The organism is Burkholderia diffusa, assembly GCF_001718315.1.
Lineage (GTDB): Bacteria > Pseudomonadota > Gammaproteobacteria > Burkholderiales > Burkholderiaceae > Burkholderia > Burkholderia diffusa_B.
In genome coordinates this window covers 552,152-573,718 of record NZ_CP013362.1, presented here as the reverse complement: position 1 = coordinate 573,718, position 21,567 = coordinate 552,152, and the positions used below count along the sequence as shown (strand labels likewise).

The following is a 21,567-nucleotide window of genomic DNA, read 5'->3' as shown; positions in this document are numbered from 1 at the left end:
CTGTTCATTGGTCGGCGCAGACGGGCTCGCCGTCCGCACGCACGAGCCCGGCGCGCGACGCGATCCACCACAAGCCGCGCTCGGTCGCCTGTGCGACGACGCGCGCATGCGTGCAGCCGAATACGTTCAACGCGTCGACATAGCGTGCGCACAATCCGTCGTCGCCGATCAGCAGCAGCGGCTGGTTCGCGAGCGCGACACCGCGCTCCGCGAGCATCGCGTCGAGCGCGTTCAGCTCATGGCCGATCAGCAGCCCGGACAGGTAATCGCCCTGCGCATCGGGCGCGAGCCGGTCGGTCAGGCCGAGCGTGCGCGTGCTGAAGATCGTCGCGAGCAGGCCCGCGCGCTGCGCGCCGCGGGCCACCGCGACGCCGCGCACGAATGCCGCGCGGTCGGGCGTGGCGCTCGTGCGCATCGTGCGGCCGAGGATCGTGTGATCACGCAGCGCAGCGAACAACTCGCCGGTCATGAAGGTCTGGAAGCGCTCGATGAGCCCGTCCTTCACCCATGCCCACTTCGCATGCGTGCCCGGCAAGCCGATCAGTACCCCTGAACGATCTGCATCAAGCATGGGATCGTTCGCGAGTGCGCCGAATATCTGCGTTTCCTCGCCGCGCATCACGTCGGGCAATTCGCCCGTCGCGATCACGCCCGGCACGATCGACACCGTCGTGCCGCGCGCCGTCGTCACCGTGACGAGCCCCGCGACGAGTGCGTCGGCGCCGGCCGGCACCTCGACGTACGGCGCCTCGCGCCAGCCCTGCGCGCTGCCGACCATCCCGGCCGCCAGTACCGGCACGCCAGGCGCGCGGTCGAGCCAGTCGCCGCACGCTTCCTCGAACACGACGTCGAAGGCGCGCGCGCCGCCGGCCGGCACATGCATCACGCCCGCGGCACGGCTGCGCGTGTCGAGCAGCGCGCCGTGCGCGTCGAACAGATACGCGCGCAGCGACGTCGTACCCCAGTCGAGCGCGATCAGCGACGGGTTGGCGGAGTTGGCGTCCGGAACGATCCGGGTCGAATTGGTCATCGTTTGATCCTGCGGGTACCCTGCGGCGGGCTCCAGCCCAGTTCCGCGGAAATGGCTCGCGCTTCGCGCTGCACGAGCGGAATCAGTTCGTCCATCCGGTCGTGCGGCATGTACGGAATCGTGCTCGCGACCGATACGGCCGCGACGATTGCGCCCGACGCGTCGCGGATCGGCGCGGCCACGCAACGGATCGACGCCTCGTTCTCCTCGAGGTCGAACGTGTAGCCGCCGGCCGCGTAATGCGCCATGCGCTGCAGGAACGCGCTCGTCTCGGGCCGGTTGTCCGGCTTGAAGTTGACGCCGGCCAGCGCGCGCCGCGCAGCTTCGAACAGCGAGCGCCACAGGTCCGGATCGAGGTCGAGCATCATCGCCTTGCCGATGCCGGTCGATGCGAGCGGCATCCGGTGGCCGACACGCGAGCGCATCTCGAGACCGCGCGTGCCGGGAATCTTGTCGATGTACAGCACGTCGTCGCCGTCGCGCACGCCGAGGTGGATCGTGTCGAGCGTCGCTTCGGCGAGCGCCTCGAGGTGCGGCCGTGCGACCGCCGTGAGCGGCATCTGTTCGAGCGCGATCGTGCCGAGCTCGATCAGCTTCGGGCCAAGCAGGTAGCCGCCTTGCACCTGGCGCAGGTAGCGCGCCTGCACGAGGCTGCTGACGAGACGGTGCGTCGTGCTGCGCGTCGTGCCGAGCGCGGCGCCGATCGCACGCATGTCGCGCGCGCCGTTCGCGATCGCTTCGAGGATCGCGAGACCGCGCAACAGCGTTTGCGTGCCGGCCTGCTGCGCGGCGAGGTCGAGCGGCGTGCTGGTCGCGCCGATGGTGTCGGTAAGCGGCGCATCGTCCGGCGTCGCGCGCCGGGCGTCGAGAGCAAGGGAATCGGGCATCTTGGTCATGGAACGGGCTTCTTCAACGGAATCGGTGAAGCCGCTGTTGCGACGCCGGAACGAGGTCGGGCGTCGCGGCAACGCGGCGGTCGATGCACCGAGGAAAGCGCCCGGCGAACTTCATGGAATGTGTCTCCGTATGCGTCGGGCGCCGCGCGATGCGTGGGTCCGAAGCTGTCGATGTGCTTCGGATTGTAGGAGCGCACGCACTCGTCTCCAATATTTGAATGCGTTGTCCAGATAATGAGAAAACTGGCAAAAGGCTTCGGCGGTCGTCGCGAAACGGCCGCGCCATGCGCACGGGGGCGGAACCCGACGCGTCGCGGGTTCCGCCCCCGTTAGGCATGCGTGCCGCGCTTACTGCTGGTTCGTGCTGCGCGCCTGCATGTAGCGCTGCACGTCGGAGAACGACACGCGACCGCTACCGCTCGCATCGATCTGCCGGAAGTGATTCGCGACATAGCCGAGGCCGGCCGCGCGCGCCTGTGCTTCGGTGATCGAACCGGTGTTCTGCGTATCGGCCGCGCCGAACTGCCGCGCGAGCTTGCGCACCACCTGCGCGTGCAGCGCGGCGCCCGTCGTCTGCGTGCCGGCGGTCGGCTTGCGCGCGGCCGGCGGCACGTATGGATCGCCGAGCTGCGCCTGGCGCGCGCGCGCCGGGGCGGCGGTGTCGCTCGCCTGCGCGAACGCGGATACCGATGCGGATGCTGCAACGCCGGCGCATGCGAGCGCCGCGGCAACGACGATGAAACGTTTCTTCATGTCAGGCTCCAGTCTGGAATGAGGTCGTCGACGGCCGGCGAACGGCGCCGCCACGGGCGCGCGTCGCCAGGCCCGCACATCGCATCAGTGCGCGGCCGCGTTGTAGAAGGTCACGAGGTCGGCTTTCTCCTGCGGACGCGACGTATCGTCGAGATAGACCATGTGTCCACCCTGATAGTCCTTGATCGTCAGGTTCGGTTGCGAGCCGAGTCGCGCGAGATCGAGCTCGGTCTGGTAGAACGGCGTCGCGATGTCGTGATACCCGTTCAGCGACAGCACCTTCAGCGACGGATTCAGCGTCAGCGCAGCCGCAAGATCGGGAATCGTGTCCGGCATCGCGAGCCCGTCGTGCGTCCAGTCCCAGGTCTGGATCGCATTGCTGCTGACCGAATACGCCGACTGCGCGCTGTACTTGAGCACGTTCGGCAGGTAGCTGCCGATCGTGTCGGTGAACGGCTTCGTGATGAACGTGCTCGACGGGTCGCCGTCCGCCGCGAGCGGGCTCGACGACGGCACGTTCACGCGCGCGTCGTAGCGGCCGATCAGCGTGCCCGGAATCAGCGATACCTGGAAGCTGTTGTCGAAGAAGGTCGGGACGACGTTGAAGTCCGCGTTCCACAGCGCCTGCTTCACGCCGGTCGAGTTCACCATCGTCGTGACGAGCGTCGTCGTCGGCGGCGTGTGGCTCGCGAGATAAGCGTTCACGGCGGGCGCGTAGCTGCCTGCCGTCAACTGGCGCATCTGGTCCGCGTATTGCGGCAGGCTCGTCGGGTTCGGGTTGTCGAGCTGGTAGTACGCGCCGACCGTGCCGTACGACGGCACGAAGCCCGCGCAGCTCACGGGGCTCGCCCCGTTGTTCGAGTTGCCGACATAGTCGCTCGCCATGTCGCAGTTCGCGTTGTAGTTCAGGATCGACGACTGCAGCACGATGCCGTCGAGCTTCACGCCGGCCGTCTCGAGCAGGTTCGCGAGCACGTCGGTGCGCGGCGTGCCGTACGACTCGCCGAACAGGTATTTCGGCGAAGCGTCGCGCTGGTTCACGGCGATGTAGCGCGTCACGAAGTCGCGAAACGCGCCGCCGTCCTGGTCGACACCCCAGAACGTCTGGTTCGTGTTCGGCGCGATCGCCTCCGAGAAGCCGGTGCCGATCGCATCGACGAACACGAGGTCGGTCGTATCGAGCAGGCTTTCCGCGTTGTCGACGAACGGGAAGGTCGACGTGTTCGCATTCGGGTCGCCCGTCTGGATCCGTTTCGGACCGAACGAGCCGAGATGCAGCCACACCGATGCGGAGCCGGGGCCGCCGTTGTACAGGAACGTGACGGGCCGCTTGGCCGCGGGCTGATTGTCGGCGGTGTACGCGACGTAGAAGAACGATGCTTCGGGCGCGCCCGTCTGCGGATTGCGCGCGACGAGGTGGCCGGCGGTGGCCGTGTAGCGAATCGTCTTGCCGTTCAGCGTGATCTGGTGATGGGTGACGGCGGCCTTTTCGACCGCGGCGGACGCGTCGAGCGACGCGGTCGCGCTCGACGAATAACTGTTGGGATCGTTGTACGGCCTGTCCACTTGAGCGGCGGGATCGGCTGAGTTGTCGGTACCTGCTGCCGAGGACGAAGTCACGTCGTCGTTGCAGGCCGACAGAATCAGCGAAGAGAACACAACCCCCAACAACAGCTTCGCTTTGCTCGCTGGCATCGTTGCTTTCCTTCTCTCGAATGTTTCTTATGTCGAGCAGCCGGGTAAGCCGCCCCCCGCCTCGATTGCGGCCGATAAGCCGAGGCGCTGGCCAATATACGTGAGCGGGTCGGCTTTGAAAAATTTGGAAATATTTGATCGACGCTCGGTGCGGCGCACACCTTTCAGAAATGCTTCGTTTTGCGAACCATTGTTTTTCAGCCGCCTTTCAATTGCTTTCGCGTTTACCCGGAAACGCTAAAACCGCGTGGGATTTCGTGCCATATCGGCAAACAAAATCCCCGACGGGCGGGCATTGCTCGGTAAAGCGAAATAGACGAATTCGTCTAACGGATGTGTCCCGAAATGCAGCTGACACGAATGCGCTGCAGCGCACCAATGGCGCGCCGGCGACGGAACGGACAATGTGACGGCGCGCTCGCGCCGCTCATTGCGATTGCGGAAGTTCGGCGGCGCCCATCCGGCGGGCAATCACGGCCGCGCGTTGCGCCTGATAGGCCGAGCCGCGATGCGCGTCGAACCAGCGCGGCTTCGGCAGCATCACCGCGAGACGCGCCGACTGCCACGCGCCGAGCCGGCTCGCGGGAATCCTGTAGTAATAGCGGGCGGCGGCCTCGGCTCCGTACACGCCGCGGCCCCATTCGACGGAATTCAGGTAGATCTCGAAGATCCGCTCCTTGTCGAGCACCGTCTCGAGCATCCACGTGATGATGAGTTCCTGCCCCTTGCGGATGTAGCTCTTCTCGCGCGACAGGAACAGATTGCGCGCGAGTTGCTGCGTGATCGTCGAGCCGCCCGCGACGATCCGTCCGCGCGCCTTGTTCTTCTCCCACGCCTGCAGGATCGCGTCGACGTCGTAGCCGTTGTTGGTCGCGAAGGTCGAATCCTCCGACGCGATCAGCGCGCGCTTCAGATTGCGCGAGATCTGGTCGTACGGCACCCACTGGTGCTGGATCCGCGCGGGCGGATTGTCGCGCGACAACCACCATGCGTCGGTCCGCATGAACGCGGTCGAACCTGGATTGATGAACGACCACAGCGCAATCTGCGCGAGATAGAACAGCTGCGTCGCGAGCCACGCGCCCGCGAACACGGAGCCGGCATAGACGATCCAGCGCGTCGGGCTGACCGTCCGCGTGCGCTGCGTGCTGCTTACCGCCACCACCTCCCGCGCTCCGGGCTCAGGCCGCCGCGAGCGCCTGGCGCAGCGCGGCCAGCACCGGTGCGCCGTCCGGCCGCACGCCGCGCCAGATGAAGAACGATTCGGCCGCCTGCTCGACCAGCATGCCGAGCCCGTCGGCCGTGCGCGCGCCGAGCGACGCCGCGTGCTGCATGAACACGGTCGGCTGCGCGCCGTACATCATGTCGTATGCGAGCGTGTGCGCGCCGAACGCGGCCGCGTCGCACTCCGGCACCGCCGCGTCGAGGCTGCCGGCCGTCGCGTTGACGATCACGTCGTACGGTTCCGCTCGCACGGTATCCGGGCCGCCGCCCGACAGCACGCAGCCCGCATCGTGCGCCGCCTGCGAAAACTGGCCGACGAGCGCCTCGGCCTTGCTCGCCGTGCGGTTCACGATCGTGATCGACAGCGGCGCGCGCTCGAGCATCGGCAGCACGACGCCACGCGCCGCGCCGCCCGCACCGAGCAGCAGGATGCGCGCGCCCGCGAGCGACACGCCAAGGTTCGATTCGATGTCGCGCACGAGGCCGACGCCGTCCGTATTGTCGCCGTAGATGCTGCCGTCGGCTTCGATGCGCAGCGTGTTCACCGCGCCGGCCGCCGCCGCGCGCGGCGACAGCGTGTCGGCCAGCGCATGCGCGTCGAGCTTGAACGGCACCGTCACGTTCGCGCCGCGGCCGCCTTCGGCAATGAAGGCGCGCACGGCGGCCTCGAAACCGTCGACCGGCGCGAGCCGGTGCTCGTAGACGATCGCCTCGCCCGTCTGCGCGGCGAACTGCGCGTGGATGAACGGCGACTTGCTGTGCGCCACCGGATTGCCGAACACCACGTAGCGGTCGGCGTTGCTCGTGGACGCGGCTGCATTCATGATGCGCGCCCCTCTTCGCCTTCCTGGTCTTTGCCGCTCGCGGCCTCGCCGCCCTCGGCCGCGCCGTCCGCTTCGGCCAGTGCCTCGGCCTCGGCTTCCGCCGACGCGTCTTGCGCATCGACCAGCGTGTCGTCGCCGCCTTCGGTCTCGTCTTCGTCGTCGGCCGCGTCGCCGCTCGTCACCGTCGGCGCGTCGAGCACGTTCAGCAGCCGCACCGACGCCTCGATCGTCAGCTCGTCGAGCGACATCACCTCGAGCAGCACGCGCGTGCCGCGCGCATGCACACCGAGGCCCGGCACGTGCAGCAGCAGCGGAATTTCCTCGAGGCGCACGAGATCGCCCTTCACGACGCTCGCGACGACCTGCTTCTTCTGCTCCTGCGCGAGCCAGCGCAGGCACCAGAAATACTCCATCCGGCGCTGGTAGTCAGCGTAGGCCGTGTACGTATCGTCGAAGCCCTGCACGACCGCGTACAGGTCGGCGTCCTTCGGCTTGAACGGCGCGGCGAGCTTCGCGGTGACGCCGTGCTGCACGCACGCGAGCAGCTGCCACTGGTTGACGAGGTCGACGTAGCGGCGCAGCGGCGACGTGCTCCACGCATACTGCGCGACGCCGAGGCCCTCGTGCGGCGCGGCCGTCGTCTGCATGCGCGTGCGCTTCGGGCCGGGCGCGCCGAAGCCGCGCTGCGAGCGGTAGATGCCCGGCACCGTGTGATCGTGCAGGAACGCGCCCCAGGTGGAGTTCGCGAGAATCGCGAGCTCCGACACGATCAGGTCGAGCGGCGAGCCGCGGCGACGCGGCGTGATCGTCACGTGCTCGCCTTCCACGTAGAAGTTGTAGTCGGTGTTGCGCTGCACTTCGCGCTTCAGGCCGTAGCCCGCGCGCGCGATCTGGCGCTTCTCGAACAGCGCCTGCGCGAGCGGCCACAGCACGGCGATGTCGTCCTTGTGCGGGTAGTCGCCGGTGCCGGCCGCGAGCGTCTCTTCATTGACGAGCTCGTCGAGCGTGTTGTGGCGCAGATTGTTCTTCACGTACACGAGTTCGGCGCGCGTCTCGTTCGCCACGATCTCCTGCGTCTCGCGGTTGACGATGATGTACAGCGACAGCGCCGGGCGGTAATCGCCTTCCTTCAGCGTGAACACGTCGACGACGTCGTCCGGCAGCATCGTGATCTTGTCGCCCGGCATGTAGACGGTCGACAGGCGTGCGCGCGCGATCGCGTCGACCGCGTCTCCGCGCACGATGCCGAGCGCCGGCGCCGCGATGTGCACGCCGATCCGCACGCGACCGTCGGACAGGTGCTCGACCGAGAACGCGTCGTCGATTTCGGTCGTCGTGATGTCGTCGATCGAGAACGCCTCGACGTCCGCGCGCGGCAGGTCGTCCGGCAGCGGGCCGACCGTGACGGGCGGAAAGCCCGTGCCGTGCGGGAAGAATTCCGCGAGGAAGCGCGCCTCGTGCAGCGCACGCGGCGACGCGATACCGCCGCAGTCGAGCATCAGCCGCGCCGGCGATACGCCGCGCGCCCCGGCCGCGGCTTCCATCGCCTTGTATTCGATCGCATTCTTGTCCGGCCGCGTCAGCAGCCCGAGCACCTTGCCCGCGAACGCTTCCGGCAGCTTGCCGGCCTTCAGTTCCTCTTCATACTGCGCCTGGACGAGCGCCTGCTGGCGCTTGCGCTCGAGCGACGCGAGCGCCATCTTGAGCTGCTCTTCCGGCGCGCGCTGATACTGACCGCGCCCCTTGCGGCGGAAGTAGACGGGCGAGCCGTGCAGCCGCAGCACCAGCGCCGCGCGCTCGACCGGGCCGTAGGTCGCGCCGAAGTATTCCGCGGCCAGCGCCGTATACGCGAATTCCTCGGCCGGCGCGCACTCCCACAGGAAATCCAGGTCGATCTGTTGCGCGGCCGAATCGGCTTCCTGCATCAACTCGCTCGCGGCCGGCTTCTCGAATTCGATCAGCACGTCTTTCGCACGCACCTTCGCACGCCGCCCGCCGGGCAACTCGACCTGAAATGCGTCGCCTTGGCGCGACAGCACGCTGCCCGCCTTGAAACTGCCCGATTCCTCGAAGAAAACGTTCACTCAGTACTCTCGTTCAGACTGCCGGGCGCCGCATCGGCGGCGCCGCAAGATGATGGGAATTCGATCGGCATGACGCCGGATTCATGACGTACGTTCGCCGCAAAAGGCGAGAACGTCGTCGACATAGTCGGCAAATTCGCTGATTCCGTGATCGCTGCCTTCGATCACGCGCGTTTTCGCGCCCGGGTAATGGGCGAGCATCTCGCGGTAGTCCAGCACTTCGTCGCCCGTCGCCGCGAATAGATAGTAGCGTTCGGGCCGCGAAATCGCCGCCACGCGCAGCGCATCGAGCTCGTGCAGGTGACGGCGTTCGACGACGATCGAGCCACCACCGTGCCATAGCGGCTGTTCGCCCAGATACTGCTCGAGATCGCGCTGCGGGACGATCGCCGGATTCAGCAGCACCGCCTTCCAGCCGTGCTTCTCGGCGAGCCAGGTTGCGTAGTAGCCGCCGAGCGAGCTGCCGATCACCGTCACGTCGGGCGCGCCGGCCACCTCGGCCTCCGCGAGCGCGATCGCCTCGAGCGGCGACACCGACAGCGACGGGCAACGCCACTCGTGCGTGCGGCCCAGCTCGGCCATGCGCGCGGCGAGGAGCCGCGACTTCTGCGACTCCGGCGACGACCGGAATCCGTGCAGGTACAGGATCACGCACGGCTCCCGAGCGCGTCGAGCAGCTTCTGGTGCACGCCGCCGAACCCGCCGTTGCTCATCACGAGCACGTGGTCGCCCGGGCGCGCGGCCTCGACGACCGACTTCACCAGCAGATGGAGATCGTCGAACGCGCGAGCCTTGTCGCCGAGCGGCGCAAGCGCGTCGCCGAGGTTCCAGCCGAGCGCGTCACGCCCGGTCGGGGCGCCGTAGCCGAACACCAGATCGGCGTCGGCGAGGCTGGCCGGTAGTTGCGCCTTCATCACACCAAGCTTCATCGTGTTCGAACGCGGCTCGAGCACGGCGAGAATGCGGGAATTTTGGCGGCCGATGCGCGCACGAAGGCCGGCTATCGTCGTTTCGATCGCGGTCGGATGGTGCGCGAAGTCGTCGTAGACGGTCACGCCGTCCACGCTGCCGCGCACTTCCATGCGCCGCTTCACGTTGCGGAACGATGCGAGCGACGCGGCCGCCTGCGCGGGCGGCACGCCGACGTGACGCGCAGCGGCGATCGCCGCGAGCGCGTTCATCCGGTTGTGGTCGCCCTGCACCTGCCACGCGACTTCACCGACGCGCTCGGCCTGCGAGTACACCGCGAAACGTTCGTCGACCGGCACGCCGTCCTCGGCCGGCAACGCCTGCCAGCCGCCGTCGACGCCGAAACGCTCGACCTCGCTCCAGCAACCGCGCGCGAGCACGCGCTCCAGTGCGTCCGAGCGGCCGTTGGTCACGATCCGGCCGACGCCCGGCACGGTGCGCACGAGATGATGGAATTGCGTCTCGATCGCGGCGAGATCCGGGAAGATGTCGGCGTGATCGAATTCGAGATTGTTGAGCACCGCGGTACGCGGGCGGTAGTGGACGAACTTCGAGCGTTTGTCGAAGAACGCGGTGTCGTATTCGTCGGCCTCGATCACGAAGAAACTCGAATCCGTCAGCCGCGCCGACACACCGAAGTTCAGCGGCACGCCGCCGATCAGGAAGCCCGGGTTCAGACCGGCATCTTCCAGCAGCCACGCGAGCATCGACGAGGTGGTCGTCTTGCCGTGCGTGCCCGCGACCGCCAGCACCCACTTGCCGGCCAGCACGTGCTCGCCGAGCCATTGCGGGCCCGATACATACGGCAGGCCGCGATCGAGGATCGCCTCCATCAGCGGGTTGCCGCGCGTGACGACGTTGCCGATCACGAACAGGTCGGGCTTGAGATCGATCTGTTCGGCGCCGTAGCCCTCGATCAGCGTGATGCCCTGCGCCTCGAGCTGCGTGCTCATCGGCGGATAGACGCCCGCGTCGCAACCCGTCACCGTGTGGCCCGCCTCGCGCGCGAGCACAGCGAGACCGCCCATGAAGGTGCCGCAGATGCCAAGAATGTGGATGTGCATAGATGAATGCTTTCGCGCCGCCGGGCGCCGTCGATTCGGAAAGATGGTCTGCGGCACGCCGGACGGGCCGCCCGGCCAACGACTTTCGCCGCGACACAAAGACCGTCATTGTAACTGACGGCCCGCCGTGCCCGGCGGCCCGAACGATGGATCCGAACACCGCGCGGCGCGGCGGGCGGCAAGCGGGCGCACCGCGTTCGGCCGTGGCGGCGATCGAGTATGATTGCCGGATCATGTCTCGCAAACCTCTTGTCGACCCGCGGCGCGCCCGCGAGGAAATTGCCCAGTCCGCCGCCCGCCTGATCGCGGAAGACGGCCTCGATTACGCCGGCGCGAAACGCAAGGCCGCGCGCCAGCTGTTCGGCGATACGCGCGTTGCCGGCGAATGGCTGCCCGATAACGACCTGATCGAGGAAGAACTGCGCGAATACCTCGCTCTGTTCCAGAGCGACACGCAGCCGGACGAACTGCGCCGGCTGCGCGAGGTCGCGCTCGACTGGATGCGCCGGCTCGCCGAGTTCAATCCGTACGTGACGGGCGCGGTGCTCAACGGCACCGCGAACGTGCATTCGGACATCCATTTTCAGATATTCACCGATAACCCGAAGGACGTCGCGATCTACCTGCTGAACCAGAACGTCCAGTACGACGTGTCCGAAACGCGGCATTTCGCCGGCCGCGCCGACGTCGAGACGCTCAGCTTCCTGTGGCGCCCGCGGCGCGACGTGGATGCGATCGGCATTCACGTCGCGCTCTACGCGAGCGACGACCTGCGCGGCGCCGTCAAGGCCGACGCTCGCGGCCGGGTCGCCCGCGCAGACGCCGCCGCGTTGCGCACGCTCCTCGAGGCCGGCAACGCCCCTTCCGAACCGGAATGATTCAACAATGATGATGAAACGCATGTTGGCGCTCGCGGTGGTTGCTGCCGCCGCCGTCGCCGGCGGCCTCGCCGCCGGCCATTGGTTCCGCGGCGGCAGCGCCGATGACGGTGTCGCCGTCGCCGCACCCGCCGCATCCACCGCGAAAGGAAGCCCGGTCGACCAGCTGTGGGCCGCGTCGCTGACCGGCGTCGATGGCAAGCCGGCGTCGCTCGTTTCCTTCAAGGGCCAGAAGGTCGTGGTCAATTTCTGGGCGTCATGGTGCGGCCCGTGCGTCGAAGAGATGCCGGAGCTCGTCGCGCTGTCGCATCAATACAAGCAGAAGGGAATCCGTTTCATCGGAATCGGCGTCGATTCCGACCAGAACGTGAAGAACTTCCTGCAGAAGGTGAAGGTCGACTACCCGGTATTCGTCAGCGGTTATGCGGGCGCCGATCTGGCCCGTAATTTTGGAAATGCCGCTGGCGCGCTTCCGTTTACAGTCGTCATCGACGAAACCGGCAAGATTCGCGAGACAAAATTGGGACAAATCCAACCGGCCGAGCTGAAAAAGACCCTCGACGCGTTGTGATCGCCCTGAACGGCAGCCTGCGCGTTGGCGGCGATTTGTGCGTCGATCGCCGCAATTTCACGTGATTTCGCTGACACTTTGCGACCGCACCGGTAATTCTTGCAGGTCGCGCGCGCCCGGCCGTTCGGCAAAACTAGACAAATTTCTCTAAATAGCGCTAAAGTTCGCGCAATTCCGCAGAAATAGAAGCGACCATGACACGATTGCTGGTGCTGCACGGCCCCAACCTGAACCTTCTCGGCACCCGGGAACCGGAGGTGTACGGCCGCGTCACGCTCGCGCAGATCGATCAGGCGCTTGCCGCGCGGGCGCAGGAGGCCGGCGCCGAACTGTCGTCGTTCCAGAGCAACCATGAAGGCGCGCTCGTCGACCGCATCCAGGCCGCGCGGGAGGAACAGACCGATTTCATCCTGATCAATCCCGCCGCGTATACGCACACGAGCGTCGCGATCCGGGACGCGATCGCCGGCGTTGGCATCCCGTTCGTCGAGGTTCATCTGTCGAACGTGCACCGCCGCGAAGCGTTCAGGCACCACTCCTACTTTTCCGACCAGGCCGAAGGCGTGATCTGCGGGCTTGGCTGGAAAGGTTATCTGTACGCGCTCGAGTACGCGCTGGACAAGCTGCAAGGCGCGTCGCGCGGCTGATTTCGCGATCTAGATTCAGCGCCGGTACCACCGGCGCTTTCACGTATTGAAAGGGGAATTCCCGATGGATCTTCGTAAGCTGAAAACTCTGATCGACCTCGTTTCCGAATCCGGCATCTCCGAGCTGGAAGTGACGGAAGGCGAAGGCAAGGTGCGTATCGTCAAGAACGCGCCGCCGGTCTATGTCCAGCCGACGGGCGGATTTGCCCCGCAGGTCAGCGCGCCGGCCCCGGCGGTCGCGCTGCCGACCGAAGGCGCGGCTGCCGCGCCGGCCGCAGGCGCCGCTGCCGCGCCCGCCGCACCGCAAGGCCACGTCGTGACCTCGCCGATGGTCGGCACGTTCTATCGCGCGCCGTCGCCGGGCGCGGACCCGTTCACCCAGGTCGGTGACACGGTCAAGGAAGGCCAGACCATCTGCATCATCGAAGCGATGAAGCTGCTCAACGAGATCGAGTCGGACAAGGCCGGCGTGATCAAGGAAATCCTCGTCGAGAACGGCCAGGCCGTCGAATACGGCCAGCCGCTTTTCGTGATCGGCTAAGCCCGCCGCGCGGCCCGTCCGGCCGCGCTCCGCCGATGCTCGCCAGGCGCCGTTCGCGCGCCCCTCGAAGAGACGAATACTCGCTATGTTTGAAAAAATCCTCATTGCCAACCGCGGTGAAATCGCGCTGCGCATCCAGCGCGCGTGCCGCGAGCTCGGCGTCAAGACGGTGGTCGTCTACTCGGAAGCCGACAAGGAAGCCAAGTACGTGCGCCTCGCGGACGAAGCCGTCTGTATCGGCCCGGCCCCGTCGAACCTGAGCTACCTGAACATGCCGGCGCTGATCAGCGCCGCGGAAGTCACCGATGCCGAGGCGATCCACCCCGGCTACGGCTTCCTGTCGGAGAACGCCGACTTCGCGGAACGCGTCGAGCAGTCGGGCTTCACGTTCATCGGCCCGCGTCCGGAGACGATCCGCCTGATGGGCGACAAGGTCACCGCGAAGCAGACCATGATCAAGACCGGCGTGCCGTGCGTGCCGGGTTCGGAAGGCGCGTTGCCGGACGATCCGAAGGAGATCGTGAAGATTGCCCGCGCGATCGGCTATCCGGTGATCATCAAGGCAGCGGGCGGCGGCGGCGGGCGCGGGATGCGCGTCGTGCACACCGAGGCCGCGCTCGTCAACGCGGTCAACATGACCCGCGAGGAAGCCGGCCGTGCGTTCGGCAACCCGCAGGTGTACATGGAGAAGTTCCTCGAGAACCCGCGCCACATCGAAATCCAGGTGCTGTCGGATGCGCACAAGAACGCGATCTGGCTCGGCGAACGCGACTGCTCGATGCAGCGCCGCCACCAGAAGGTGATCGAGGAAGCGCCGGCGCCCGGCATTCCGCGCCGCCTGATCGAGCGCATCGGCGACCGCTGCGCGGACGCGTGCAAGAAGATGGGCTACCTCGGCGCGGGCACGTTCGAATTCCTGTACGAGAACAACGAGTTCTACTTCATCGAAATGAACACGCGCGTGCAGGTCGAGCACCCGGTGTCGGAGATGATCACGGGCGTCGACATCGTGCAGGAACAGATCCGCATCGCGGCCGGCGAGAAGCTCGCGCTGCGCCAGCGCGACATCCAGTTCCGCGGACATGCGATCGAATGCCGGATCAACGCGGAAGATCCGTTCAAGTTCACGCCGTCGCCGGGCCGGATCACGTCGTGGCATACGCCGGGCGGCCCCGGCGTGCGCGTTGACTCGCACGCATACAATGGTTATTTCGTGCCGCCGAACTATGATTCGATGATCGGCAAGCTGATCACCTACGGCGCGACGCGCGACCAGGCGATCCGCCGGATGCGCATCGCGCTGTCGGAAATGGTCGTCGAAGGCATTCAGACCAACATCCCGCTGCACCGCGAGCTGATGATCGACTCGAAGTTCGTCGAAGGCGGCACCAGCATCCATTACCTCGAACACCGGCTCGCCCAGAAGCAGCAGGTCGCACCGGAAGAAGCGTAAGCATGAGCTATCGCGAACTCGTCGTCGAACTGGCCCGTGAGCATGCGGAGGCGCTGTCCGACGCGCTGCTCGACCTCGGCGCGCTGTCGGTGTCCGTCGAGGACGCCGACGCCGACACGCCCGACGAACAGCCGCTCTTCGGCGAGCCCGGGCTCGTCCCCGAACGCACCGCGTGGCAGCACTCGCGCGTGATCGCGCTGTTGTCGCCCGATCACGAGCCGGCCGTGCTGCTCGCGGCGGCCGCGAACGAGATCGGCGTCGCCGAGACGCCGAAGTTCGACGTGCGCGAAGTCGAGGAACAGGATTGGGTGCGGCTCACGCAGTCGCAGTTCGAGCCGATTCCGATCGGCGAGCGGATCTGGGTCGTGCCGTCGTGGCACGACGCACCCGACCCCGATGCGCTGATCCTCGAACTCGACCCCGGTCTCGCATTCGGCACGGGAAGCCATCCGACCACGCGCCTGTGCATGGAATGGCTCGAGCAGTCGGTGAAGCCCGGCCAGTCCGTGCTCGACTACGGTTGCGGCTCGGGCATTCTCGCGATCCTCGCGAAGAAATGCGGGGCGAACCCCGTGGTCGGCATCGACATCGATCCGCAAGCGGTCGAATCGGCGCGGCAGAACAGCGAACGCAACCACGCGGAAGTCACGTACGGGCTGCCCGACGCGTGCCCGCCCGGCGAATTCGACATCGTCGTCGCCAACATCCTGTCGAATCCGCTGAAGCTGATGGCGTCGATGCTCGCATCGAAGGTGAAACCGGGCGGGCACATCGCGCTGTCGGGCGTGCTCGCGCGCCAGGCGGACGAAGTCGCGGCCGTCTATGCGCGCTACGTCGACATCTCGGTCTGGCGCGAACACGAAGGTTGGGTATGCCTCGCCGGAACGCGGCGGGAAAGCCATTAGAATAGCGCTGTCCTTCACTCTGGCCAGCAGGCCGCCCGGCTCGACATGCTTCTTGCGACGCGCTGCCCTCATTGCGAAACCGTCTTCCGGCTGCAGCAGGAGCAGCTCTCGCTGCATGACGGGCTCGTGCGCTGCGGACACTGCCAGCAGGTCTTCAACGCGTCGCAGTCGCTCGTTCCCGAGCCGGCGCTGACCGAAGCGGCTCCGGCCGGGCCGGCCGCCACCGAACCGCAACACGAAGCCGCGCCCGCGCGGCTCTTCGCTACCGACGCGCCGGTCGAGCCGGCGTCCCGTTCCGACTATCAGCCTGAAGGCTGGGACATGTGGGCGCCGTGGCTCGATGCCGGCGTCGACCCGTCCCTGCAGCACACCGTGCAGACCGTGCGCACCGAGCCGCTGGTGCCCGTCGCGCTGCCGGCCATCGACGCCGGTGTCGTCCACCTGTCCGGCACGCCTGCCCCGATCGCCTCGGCTCCGGCCGAACTGCACACCGTCGCGTCGGCGGAACCGGATTTGGGGCGGCACGAAACCGACTCATCCGGCACATCGCGAGCCACGCCACCGGCCGAGCCCGACCTGCGCGAACCGCGCTTCGTCGCGCACACACCATCGGCGGCCGATGCGAACGAACCCGTCGGCAACGCGCACTTCTCCGTACCCGACGACGAACGCGCACCGCGCGAACCGCGCTTTGCATTCACGCCAGCACAAGTCGTCCCTGAACACGATTGCAATGCCGACGAGGGTGCCCCCGCACCGGCGGCGGCCGTCAGCGAAGCGGCCGACCAACCGGCCGTCCAACCGGCCGTCCCCTTCCCCGCCGCACTGGCCGATGACGATCGCCCCCACTTCGCCGTGACCCGCGAGACGCGCGCGCCGCAGCGACGCGGGCTGCTTGGCGGCTTTTTCGGCGGACTCGTCGCCGCCGTGCTCGCAGTGCTGCTCGTCGCGCAACTCGCGTGGTGGCAGCGCGAAACCGCGATGATCTACTGGCCGGTTACGCAAGGCTGGTTCCGGCAAGCGTGCGCGCCGCTCGGCTGCACGGTCGCGCCGCCGCGCGCGATCGACGGCCTGCGGCTCGACGCGGCCGACCTGCGCCAGCTCGACGGCCCGCGCGTGCTGGAACTGAAGGTGCCGCTGACGAACCGCTACCGCGTCGCACTCGCTTACCCGTCGCTCGAGCTGACGCTGCTCGACGACACGAATCACGTGACCGTGCGCCGCGTGCTGGCGCCGCGCGACTACGTCCGCCCGGGCACGCCGATCGATGCCGGGCTGCCGCCCGGCACGACGCGGACGATGGTCGTCCGTCTCGACACGAACGGCGCGCCCGCCTCGAATTTCCGCGTCCAGATCTTTTATCCGTGACGCCCCGCGGCGCGCATGCGCGCCGTCTCAACCCGCGCGCCGCTGCGGCGCGCTATTTCGGAGCACGAACATGAGCAAAGTTACGCTGGGTGGCAACCCGATCGATCTCGCCGGCACGTTCCCGGCCGTCGGCTCGCAAGCCCCCGACTTCAAGCTGGTCGGCAAGGACCTCGCCGATCTGTCGCTCGCCAGCTTCGCCGGCAAGCGCAAGGTGCTGAACATCGTCCCGAGCCTCGACACGCCGACCTGCGCGACGTCGACCCGCAAGTTCAACGAAGCCGCGTCGTCGCTCGACAACACGGTCGTGATCGTCGTATCCGGCGACCTGCCGTTCGCCGCCACGCGCTTCTGCACGACGGAAGGCCTCGCGAATGTCGTGACGGCTTCGACGTTCCGCGGCGCCCGCGCATTCGCGAACGCGTACGGCGTCGACGTGACGAGCGGCCCGCTGAACGGCCTGACGGCCCGCGCGGTCGTGGTGCTCGACGCACAGGACAAGGTGATTCACGCGGAACTCGTCAGCGAGATCAAGGACGAGCCGAACTACGACGCAGCGCTCGCCGCACTGAAGTAACCCGCTGCCGCCCGACGTTGCGGCGCGAGGCCCGTCGGCCTCGGCGCACCGGCCGGGCGGCCGCTTCTTTTTGCTCTCTACAGGAACGCACGCCTTGACTACGCTGATTTGCGGCTCGCTCGCCTACGACAACATCATGACCTTCGAAGGCCGGTTTCGCGAGCACATCCTGCCCGACCAGGTTCACCTTCTGAACGTGAGCTTCCTCGTGCCGACGATGCGTCGCGAATTCGGCGGTTGCGCGGGGAACATCGCTTACGCGCTGCACATGCTCGGCGGCGACGCGCGCATCATGGCGACGGTCGGCGCGAACGACGCCGATCGCTATCTCGAGCGTCTCGACAGCCTCGGCCTGTCCAGGGCCAGCGTGCGCGTGGTGCCCGAAACGCACACCGCACAGGCGATGATCACGACCGATCTCGAGAACAACCAGATCACCGCATTCCACCCGGGCGCGATGATGCAGTCGCACCTGAACCGCGCCGACGAAGTGTCGGGCGTGAAGCTTGGCATCGTCGCGCCGGACGGCTTCGACGGGATGGTCCAGCACGCCGAGCAATTCGCGAAAGCCGGCATTCCGTTCATCTTCGATCCGGGCCAGGGCCTGCCGCTGTTCGATGGTGCGACGCTGCGCCGCATCATTGAACTCGCGACCTTCGTCGCGGTCAACGACTACGAGGGCAAGCTCGTCAGCGACAGGACGGGCTGGTCCGAACAGGAAATCGCCAGCCGGGTTCAAGCGTTGATCATCACGCGCGGCGAGCACGGCGCCACCATTCTTCACAAAAACGGCGAAGAACAGATTCCGGCCGTCCAAGCCGAGCGTGTCGTCGATCCGACCGGCTGCGGCGACGCCTTCCGGGGCGGCCTGCTGTACGGCATCGAGAACGGCCTCGACTGGGCAACCACGGGCCGCCTCGCGAGCCTGATGGGCTCGATCAAGATCGCCCACCAGGGGCCTCAAACTTATGCACTGACGCGCGCCGAAATCGACGCGCGTTTCGAGGCTGCCTTCGGGTACAGTCTCAAATGAATATTGTGGGAGAGCAAAAATGTTGACCAAGAAAACCCTCACGCTCGCCGCGATGCTGACGGCCACGCTGACGCTCGCGGGCTGCTTCACGGCGCCGGGCTCGGCAGATGTCTATAGCGTCGGCCAGGCGCAGCGCGAACAAACCGTCCGCATGGGCACGGTCGAAAGCGTCCGTGCCGTGCGCATCCAGTCCGACGGCGGCGGCAGCGCGATCGGCACGCTCGGTGGCGGTGCCCTCGGCGCGGTCGCGGGCAGCGCGATCGGCGGCGGCAAGGGATCGATCCTGACGGCCATCGCGGGCGGTCTCGTCGGCGCGGTCGCGGGCAACGCGGTCGGCGAAAACCTCAGCACGGCGAACGGTGTCGAAATCACCGTGCGCCTCGACAACGGCGACCTGCGCTCGATCACACAAGCGGCGAGCGGCGAAATGTTCCGCGCCGGCGAACGTGTGCGACTGCTCTCGAGCGGCGGCGTCACGCGCGTCACGCACTAACGAGCATCCTCAGCACGCGGCGCAAGCCGCGGTCGAACGCATGTGCGAAGCTGCACATGCGTTTTTTTTCGTCCGTGTCCGGCAACCGGTCGACTCATCCATGAATGCGGACGAAAAAAATCCCGCCACCTGAACCAGATGGCGGGACCGATTGAGTAGCGCTACTCAACCCACGGACACCGCGTGAGTGTCCGGGTGGTACGGGTCAGCCGCGATTACGGACGGCTGCCGGTCGGGAACGGCCATGCCGCTGCCGGGTTGAGCGCGGTCTTCACGCCCGATGCCGGCGCAACCGATGCGGTCGACGCGGTGGTTGCCGGTGCAGCCTTCTTCACGACGGCCTTCTTCGGAGCAGCAGCCTTCTTCGCCGGTGCGGCGGCCTTCGGTGCGGCAGCCTTCGGTGCAGCAGCAGCCTTCTTCGCAGGCGCAGCCTTCTTGGCAGGAGCCGCCTTCTTCGCAGCAGCCTTCTTCGCAGGCGCAGCCTTCTTGGCAGCAGCCTTCTTCGCCGGCGCGGCCTTCTTCGCAGCAGCCTTCTTCGCCGGTGCTGCCTTCTTCGCAGCAACCTTCTTCACTGCGACCTTCTTGGCTGCAACCTTCTTCGCAGCGGCCTTCTTCGCCGGTGCTGCCTTCTTCGCGGCAACCTTCTTCACCGCGACTTTCTTAGCAGCGACCTTCTTGGCTGCAACCTTCTTCGTTGCGACCTTCTTTGCCGCGACCTTCTTCGCAGCGGCCTTCTTCGCCGGTGCTGCCTTCTTCGCGGCAACCTTCTTCACCGCGACCTTCTTCGCAGCAACCTTCTTCACTGCAGCGGCCTTCTTCGCCGGAGCAGCAGCCTTCTTCGCAACGGTCTTCTTGGCAGCGACCTTCTTAGCAGCCGGTTTTTTCTTGGCAGTAGCCATGTTGTTCTCCTTCAGGTTCAGATGAGAGTCAGTTCAAACTACACCCTTCGTCAAAACCCGCTTCCCGCGGACGCTGTTCAGGACGTGCGCTTCGAAGCGGGCTATTCATCGGCGTACGCGGATACCACGCGCTTACGCTAATGAATACGGTATGGCGCGCGTGACCCCATGGCCTCGCGCGCCAAATCAAGTCGGTAGCCGGCGCACCTCGCGCCGCCACCCCTAATCGCTTGATCAAGCGGACGGCCACACGGCTGCCCGCTTTTTCCGGAGGGAAGTTTGCCCATCCCACTGAAGGGTTCGCAAAGTGCCGATCATGTCGTTGGGCCGTTAAGGCACCGGGCATGCTTTGCATCAGGCGTTCTTGCTCCTAAACCTTGGGCCGGGGCCGAGAGGCCGCCGGCTGCTCCATCATGTGACGGGTTCGCTGCTGCGGGTTATTCCCAGGACAGCGCACCGCCCGTCTGATACTCGATCACACGCGTCTCGAAGAAGTTGCGTTCCTTCTTCAGGTCGATCATCTCGCTCATCCACGGGAACGGGTTTTCCTCGTTCGGGAACAGCGGATCGAGGCCGATCTGCTGGCAACGGCGGTTGCTGATGAAGCGCAGATAGCTCTTGAACATCGACGCGTTCAGCCCCAGCACGCCGCGCGGCATCGTGTCCTCGGCGTAGCGGTATTCGAGTTCGACAGCCTGCTTGAACAGCTCGCGGATCTCGGCGCGGAATTCCGCGGTCCAGAGATGCGGGTTCTCGAGCTTGATCTGGTTGATCAGGTCGATGCCGAAATTGCAGTGCATCGACTCGTCACGCAGGATGTACTGATATTGCTCTGCAGCACCCGTCATCTTGTTCTGGCGGCCGAGTGCGAGGATCTGCGTGAAGCCGACATAGAAGAACAGGCCTTCCATGATGCAGGCGAACACGATCAGCGACTTCAGCAGCTTCTGATCCGCTTCGAGCGTGCCCGTCTTGAAGGCCGGGTCCGTCAGCGTATGAATGAACGGGATCAGGAATTCGTCCTTCGCACGGATCGACGGTACCTCGTGGTACGCGTTGAAGATCTCGCCTTCGTCGAGACCGAGCGATTCGACAATGTATTGATACGCGTGCGTGTGGATCGCTTCCTCGAACGCCTGGCGCAGCAGGAACTGCCGGCATTCGGGCGCCGTGATGTGGCGATACGTGCCGAGCACGATGTTGTTCGCGGCGAGCGAGTCGGCGGTCACGAAGAAGCCGAGGTTGCGCTTCACGATGCGGCGCTCGTCCTCGGTGAGACCGTTCGGGTCCTTCCACAGTGCGATGTCGCGGGACATGTTGATTTCCTGCGGCATCCAGTGGTTCGCGCAACCCGCCAGATACTTTTCCCACGCCCACTTGTACTTGAACGGCACCAGCTGATTGACGTCAGTCTGGCCGTTGATGATGCGCTTGTCGGCGACATTGACCCGCGCTTCGGAAGCGCCAGCGGGAACAGCCGATGCTTGCGGCGGCACCGCAAGATCGCCTTCGAAAATGTCGCGGACCTGATGGGCGGCAGGCGTTGCAGCCTGCAGTCCGACAGCCATCCCTGCGGAGGTGCGCATCGTGTTTTGCTGCGCTCCGCTCGCGGGGGTTACGGCAGTCTTCTCGTCATCCCAGTTGAGCATAAATTCTCACCATCAAT

General features: G+C 66.5%; 22 protein-coding genes. 10 read left to right on the top strand and 12 right to left on the bottom strand.

Annotation, left to right across the window (positions count from 1 at the left end):
* Window positions 1–4: 4 nt before the first annotated feature.
* The 9 genes from WI26_RS02620 to mpl form a co-directional block, all read right to left on the bottom strand.
* A complete protein-coding gene (locus tag WI26_RS02620; protein WP_069225116.1) occupies window positions 5–1,030 on the bottom strand; it encodes a 2-dehydro-3-deoxygalactonokinase in 1,026 nt (341 codons plus the stop codon).
* On the bottom strand, window positions 1,027–1,926 hold the full coding sequence (locus tag WI26_RS02615; RefSeq protein WP_059465354.1) for an IclR family transcriptional regulator: 900 nt from the start codon (window positions 1,924–1,926) through the stop codon (window positions 1,027–1,029). Before WI26_RS02615 ends, WI26_RS02620 begins: the two co-directional genes overlap by 4 nt.
* A gap of 348 nt (window positions 1,927–2,274) precedes the next feature.
* Entirely contained in the window at window positions 2,275–2,679 is a 405-nt protein-coding gene (locus WI26_RS02610) for an EF-hand domain-containing protein (protein ID WP_059538660.1), read from the bottom strand.
* A gap of 84 nt (window positions 2,680–2,763) precedes the next feature.
* Window positions 2,764–4,374 carry a S10 family peptidase gene (locus WI26_RS02605; RefSeq protein ID WP_069225115.1) on the bottom strand — a complete coding sequence of 537 codons (1,611 nt, stop codon included), beginning with the start codon at window positions 4,372–4,374 and terminating at the stop codon, window positions 2,764–2,766.
* A gap of 427 nt (window positions 4,375–4,801) precedes the next feature.
* Window positions 4,802–5,539: a monofunctional biosynthetic peptidoglycan transglycosylase gene (mtgA, locus tag WI26_RS02600; RefSeq protein ID WP_069225114.1), complete on the bottom strand. Its 738-nt coding sequence runs from the start codon at window positions 5,537–5,539 to the stop codon at window positions 4,802–4,804.
* 16 nt (window positions 5,540–5,555) lie between these two features.
* Window positions 5,556–6,422 carry a shikimate dehydrogenase gene (gene aroE, locus WI26_RS02595; protein ID WP_059538664.1) on the bottom strand — a complete coding sequence of 289 codons (867 nt, stop codon included), beginning with the start codon at window positions 6,420–6,422 and terminating at the stop codon, window positions 5,556–5,558.
* Complete coding sequence (locus WI26_RS02590) at window positions 6,419–8,506, bottom strand: RNB domain-containing ribonuclease (protein ID WP_069225113.1); 2,088 nt, start codon at window positions 8,504–8,506, stop codon at window positions 6,419–6,421. The genes aroE and WI26_RS02590 overlap by 4 nt, the downstream gene beginning before the upstream one ends.
* A gap of 81 nt (window positions 8,507–8,587) precedes the next feature.
* Window positions 8,588–9,157: a YqiA/YcfP family alpha/beta fold hydrolase gene (locus WI26_RS02585; protein WP_069225112.1), complete on the bottom strand. Its 570-nt coding sequence runs from the start codon at window positions 9,155–9,157 to the stop codon at window positions 8,588–8,590.
* Complete coding sequence (gene mpl, locus WI26_RS02580) at window positions 9,154–10,539, bottom strand: UDP-N-acetylmuramate:L-alanyl-gamma-D-glutamyl-meso-diaminopimelate ligase (RefSeq protein WP_059538670.1); 1,386 nt, start codon at window positions 10,537–10,539, stop codon at window positions 9,154–9,156. The genes WI26_RS02585 and mpl overlap by 4 nt, the downstream gene beginning before the upstream one ends.
* Window positions 10,540–10,772: 233 nt before the next feature.
* On the opposite strand from mpl, the gene WI26_RS02575 reads away from it, so the two are divergent.
* The 10 genes from WI26_RS02575 to WI26_RS02530 all read left to right on the top strand — a co-directional run bounded on the left by WI26_RS02575 (window position 10,773) and on the right by WI26_RS02530 (window position 19,002).
* Window positions 10,773–11,417 (top strand): UDP-N-acetylmuramate--alanine ligase, encoded by a 645-nt coding sequence (locus tag WI26_RS02575; RefSeq protein ID WP_069226335.1) that lies wholly within the window; start codon window positions 10,773–10,775, stop codon window positions 11,415–11,417.
* Between the two features lie 7 nt (window positions 11,418–11,424).
* Window positions 11,425–11,988, top strand: a complete 564-nt coding sequence (locus WI26_RS02570) for a TlpA family protein disulfide reductase (protein WP_069225111.1) — start codon at window positions 11,425–11,427, stop codon at window positions 11,986–11,988.
* A 194-nt stretch (window positions 11,989–12,182) separates the two neighbouring features.
* A complete protein-coding gene (gene aroQ, locus WI26_RS02565) occupies window positions 12,183–12,635 on the top strand; it encodes a type II 3-dehydroquinate dehydratase (RefSeq protein WP_040143361.1) in 453 nt (150 codons plus the stop codon).
* 64 nt (window positions 12,636–12,699) lie between these two features.
* Window positions 12,700–13,176 carry an acetyl-CoA carboxylase biotin carboxyl carrier protein gene (gene accB / locus WI26_RS02560; protein WP_059465345.1) on the top strand — a complete coding sequence of 159 codons (477 nt, stop codon included), beginning with the start codon at window positions 12,700–12,702 and terminating at the stop codon, window positions 13,174–13,176.
* An 85-nt stretch (window positions 13,177–13,261) separates the two neighbouring features.
* Window positions 13,262–14,629 (top strand): acetyl-CoA carboxylase biotin carboxylase subunit, encoded by a 1,368-nt coding sequence (accC, locus tag WI26_RS02555; protein ID WP_059465344.1) that lies wholly within the window; start codon window positions 13,262–13,264, stop codon window positions 14,627–14,629.
* Window positions 14,630–14,631: 2 nt separating this feature from the next.
* The gene (prmA, locus tag WI26_RS02550; protein WP_059510979.1) at window positions 14,632–15,534 is read left to right on the top strand and encodes a 50S ribosomal protein L11 methyltransferase; all 903 of its coding nucleotides are present in this window, start codon (window positions 14,632–14,634) and stop codon (window positions 15,532–15,534) included.
* Between the two features lie 45 nt (window positions 15,535–15,579).
* Window positions 15,580–16,902, top strand: coding sequence for a DUF3426 domain-containing protein (locus WI26_RS02545; protein ID WP_069225110.1), 1,323 nt, complete (start codon window positions 15,580–15,582; stop codon window positions 16,900–16,902).
* A gap of 70 nt (window positions 16,903–16,972) precedes the next feature.
* Window positions 16,973–17,476: a thiol peroxidase gene (gene tpx, locus WI26_RS02540; RefSeq protein WP_059465341.1), complete on the top strand. Its 504-nt coding sequence runs from the start codon at window positions 16,973–16,975 to the stop codon at window positions 17,474–17,476.
* Between the two features lie 94 nt (window positions 17,477–17,570).
* Entirely contained in the window at window positions 17,571–18,509 is a 939-nt protein-coding gene (locus WI26_RS02535; protein WP_059465340.1) for a carbohydrate kinase family protein, read from the top strand.
* Between the two features lie 19 nt (window positions 18,510–18,528).
* Window positions 18,529–19,002: a glycine zipper 2TM domain-containing protein gene (locus WI26_RS02530; RefSeq protein ID WP_059465339.1), complete on the top strand. Its 474-nt coding sequence runs from the start codon at window positions 18,529–18,531 to the stop codon at window positions 19,000–19,002.
* 215 nt (window positions 19,003–19,217) lie between these two features.
* Here the strand turns inward: WI26_RS02530 and WI26_RS02525 are convergent, their stop codons facing one another.
* The 3 genes from WI26_RS02525 to WI26_RS02520 form a co-directional block, all read right to left on the bottom strand.
* Entirely contained in the window at window positions 19,218–19,901 is a 684-nt protein-coding gene (locus WI26_RS02525; protein WP_059451920.1) for a histone H1-like DNA-binding protein, read from the bottom strand.
* A 28-nt stretch (window positions 19,902–19,929) separates the two neighbouring features.
* Complete coding sequence (locus WI26_RS30735; protein ID WP_081334211.1) at window positions 19,930–20,256, bottom strand: hypothetical protein; 327 nt, start codon at window positions 20,254–20,256, stop codon at window positions 19,930–19,932.
* 82 nt (window positions 20,257–20,338) lie between these two features.
* The gene (locus WI26_RS02520; protein WP_059465338.1) at window positions 20,339–21,550 is read right to left on the bottom strand and encodes a ribonucleotide-diphosphate reductase subunit beta; all 1,212 of its coding nucleotides are present in this window, start codon (window positions 21,548–21,550) and stop codon (window positions 20,339–20,341) included.
* Window positions 21,551–21,567: the final 17 nt, after the last annotated feature.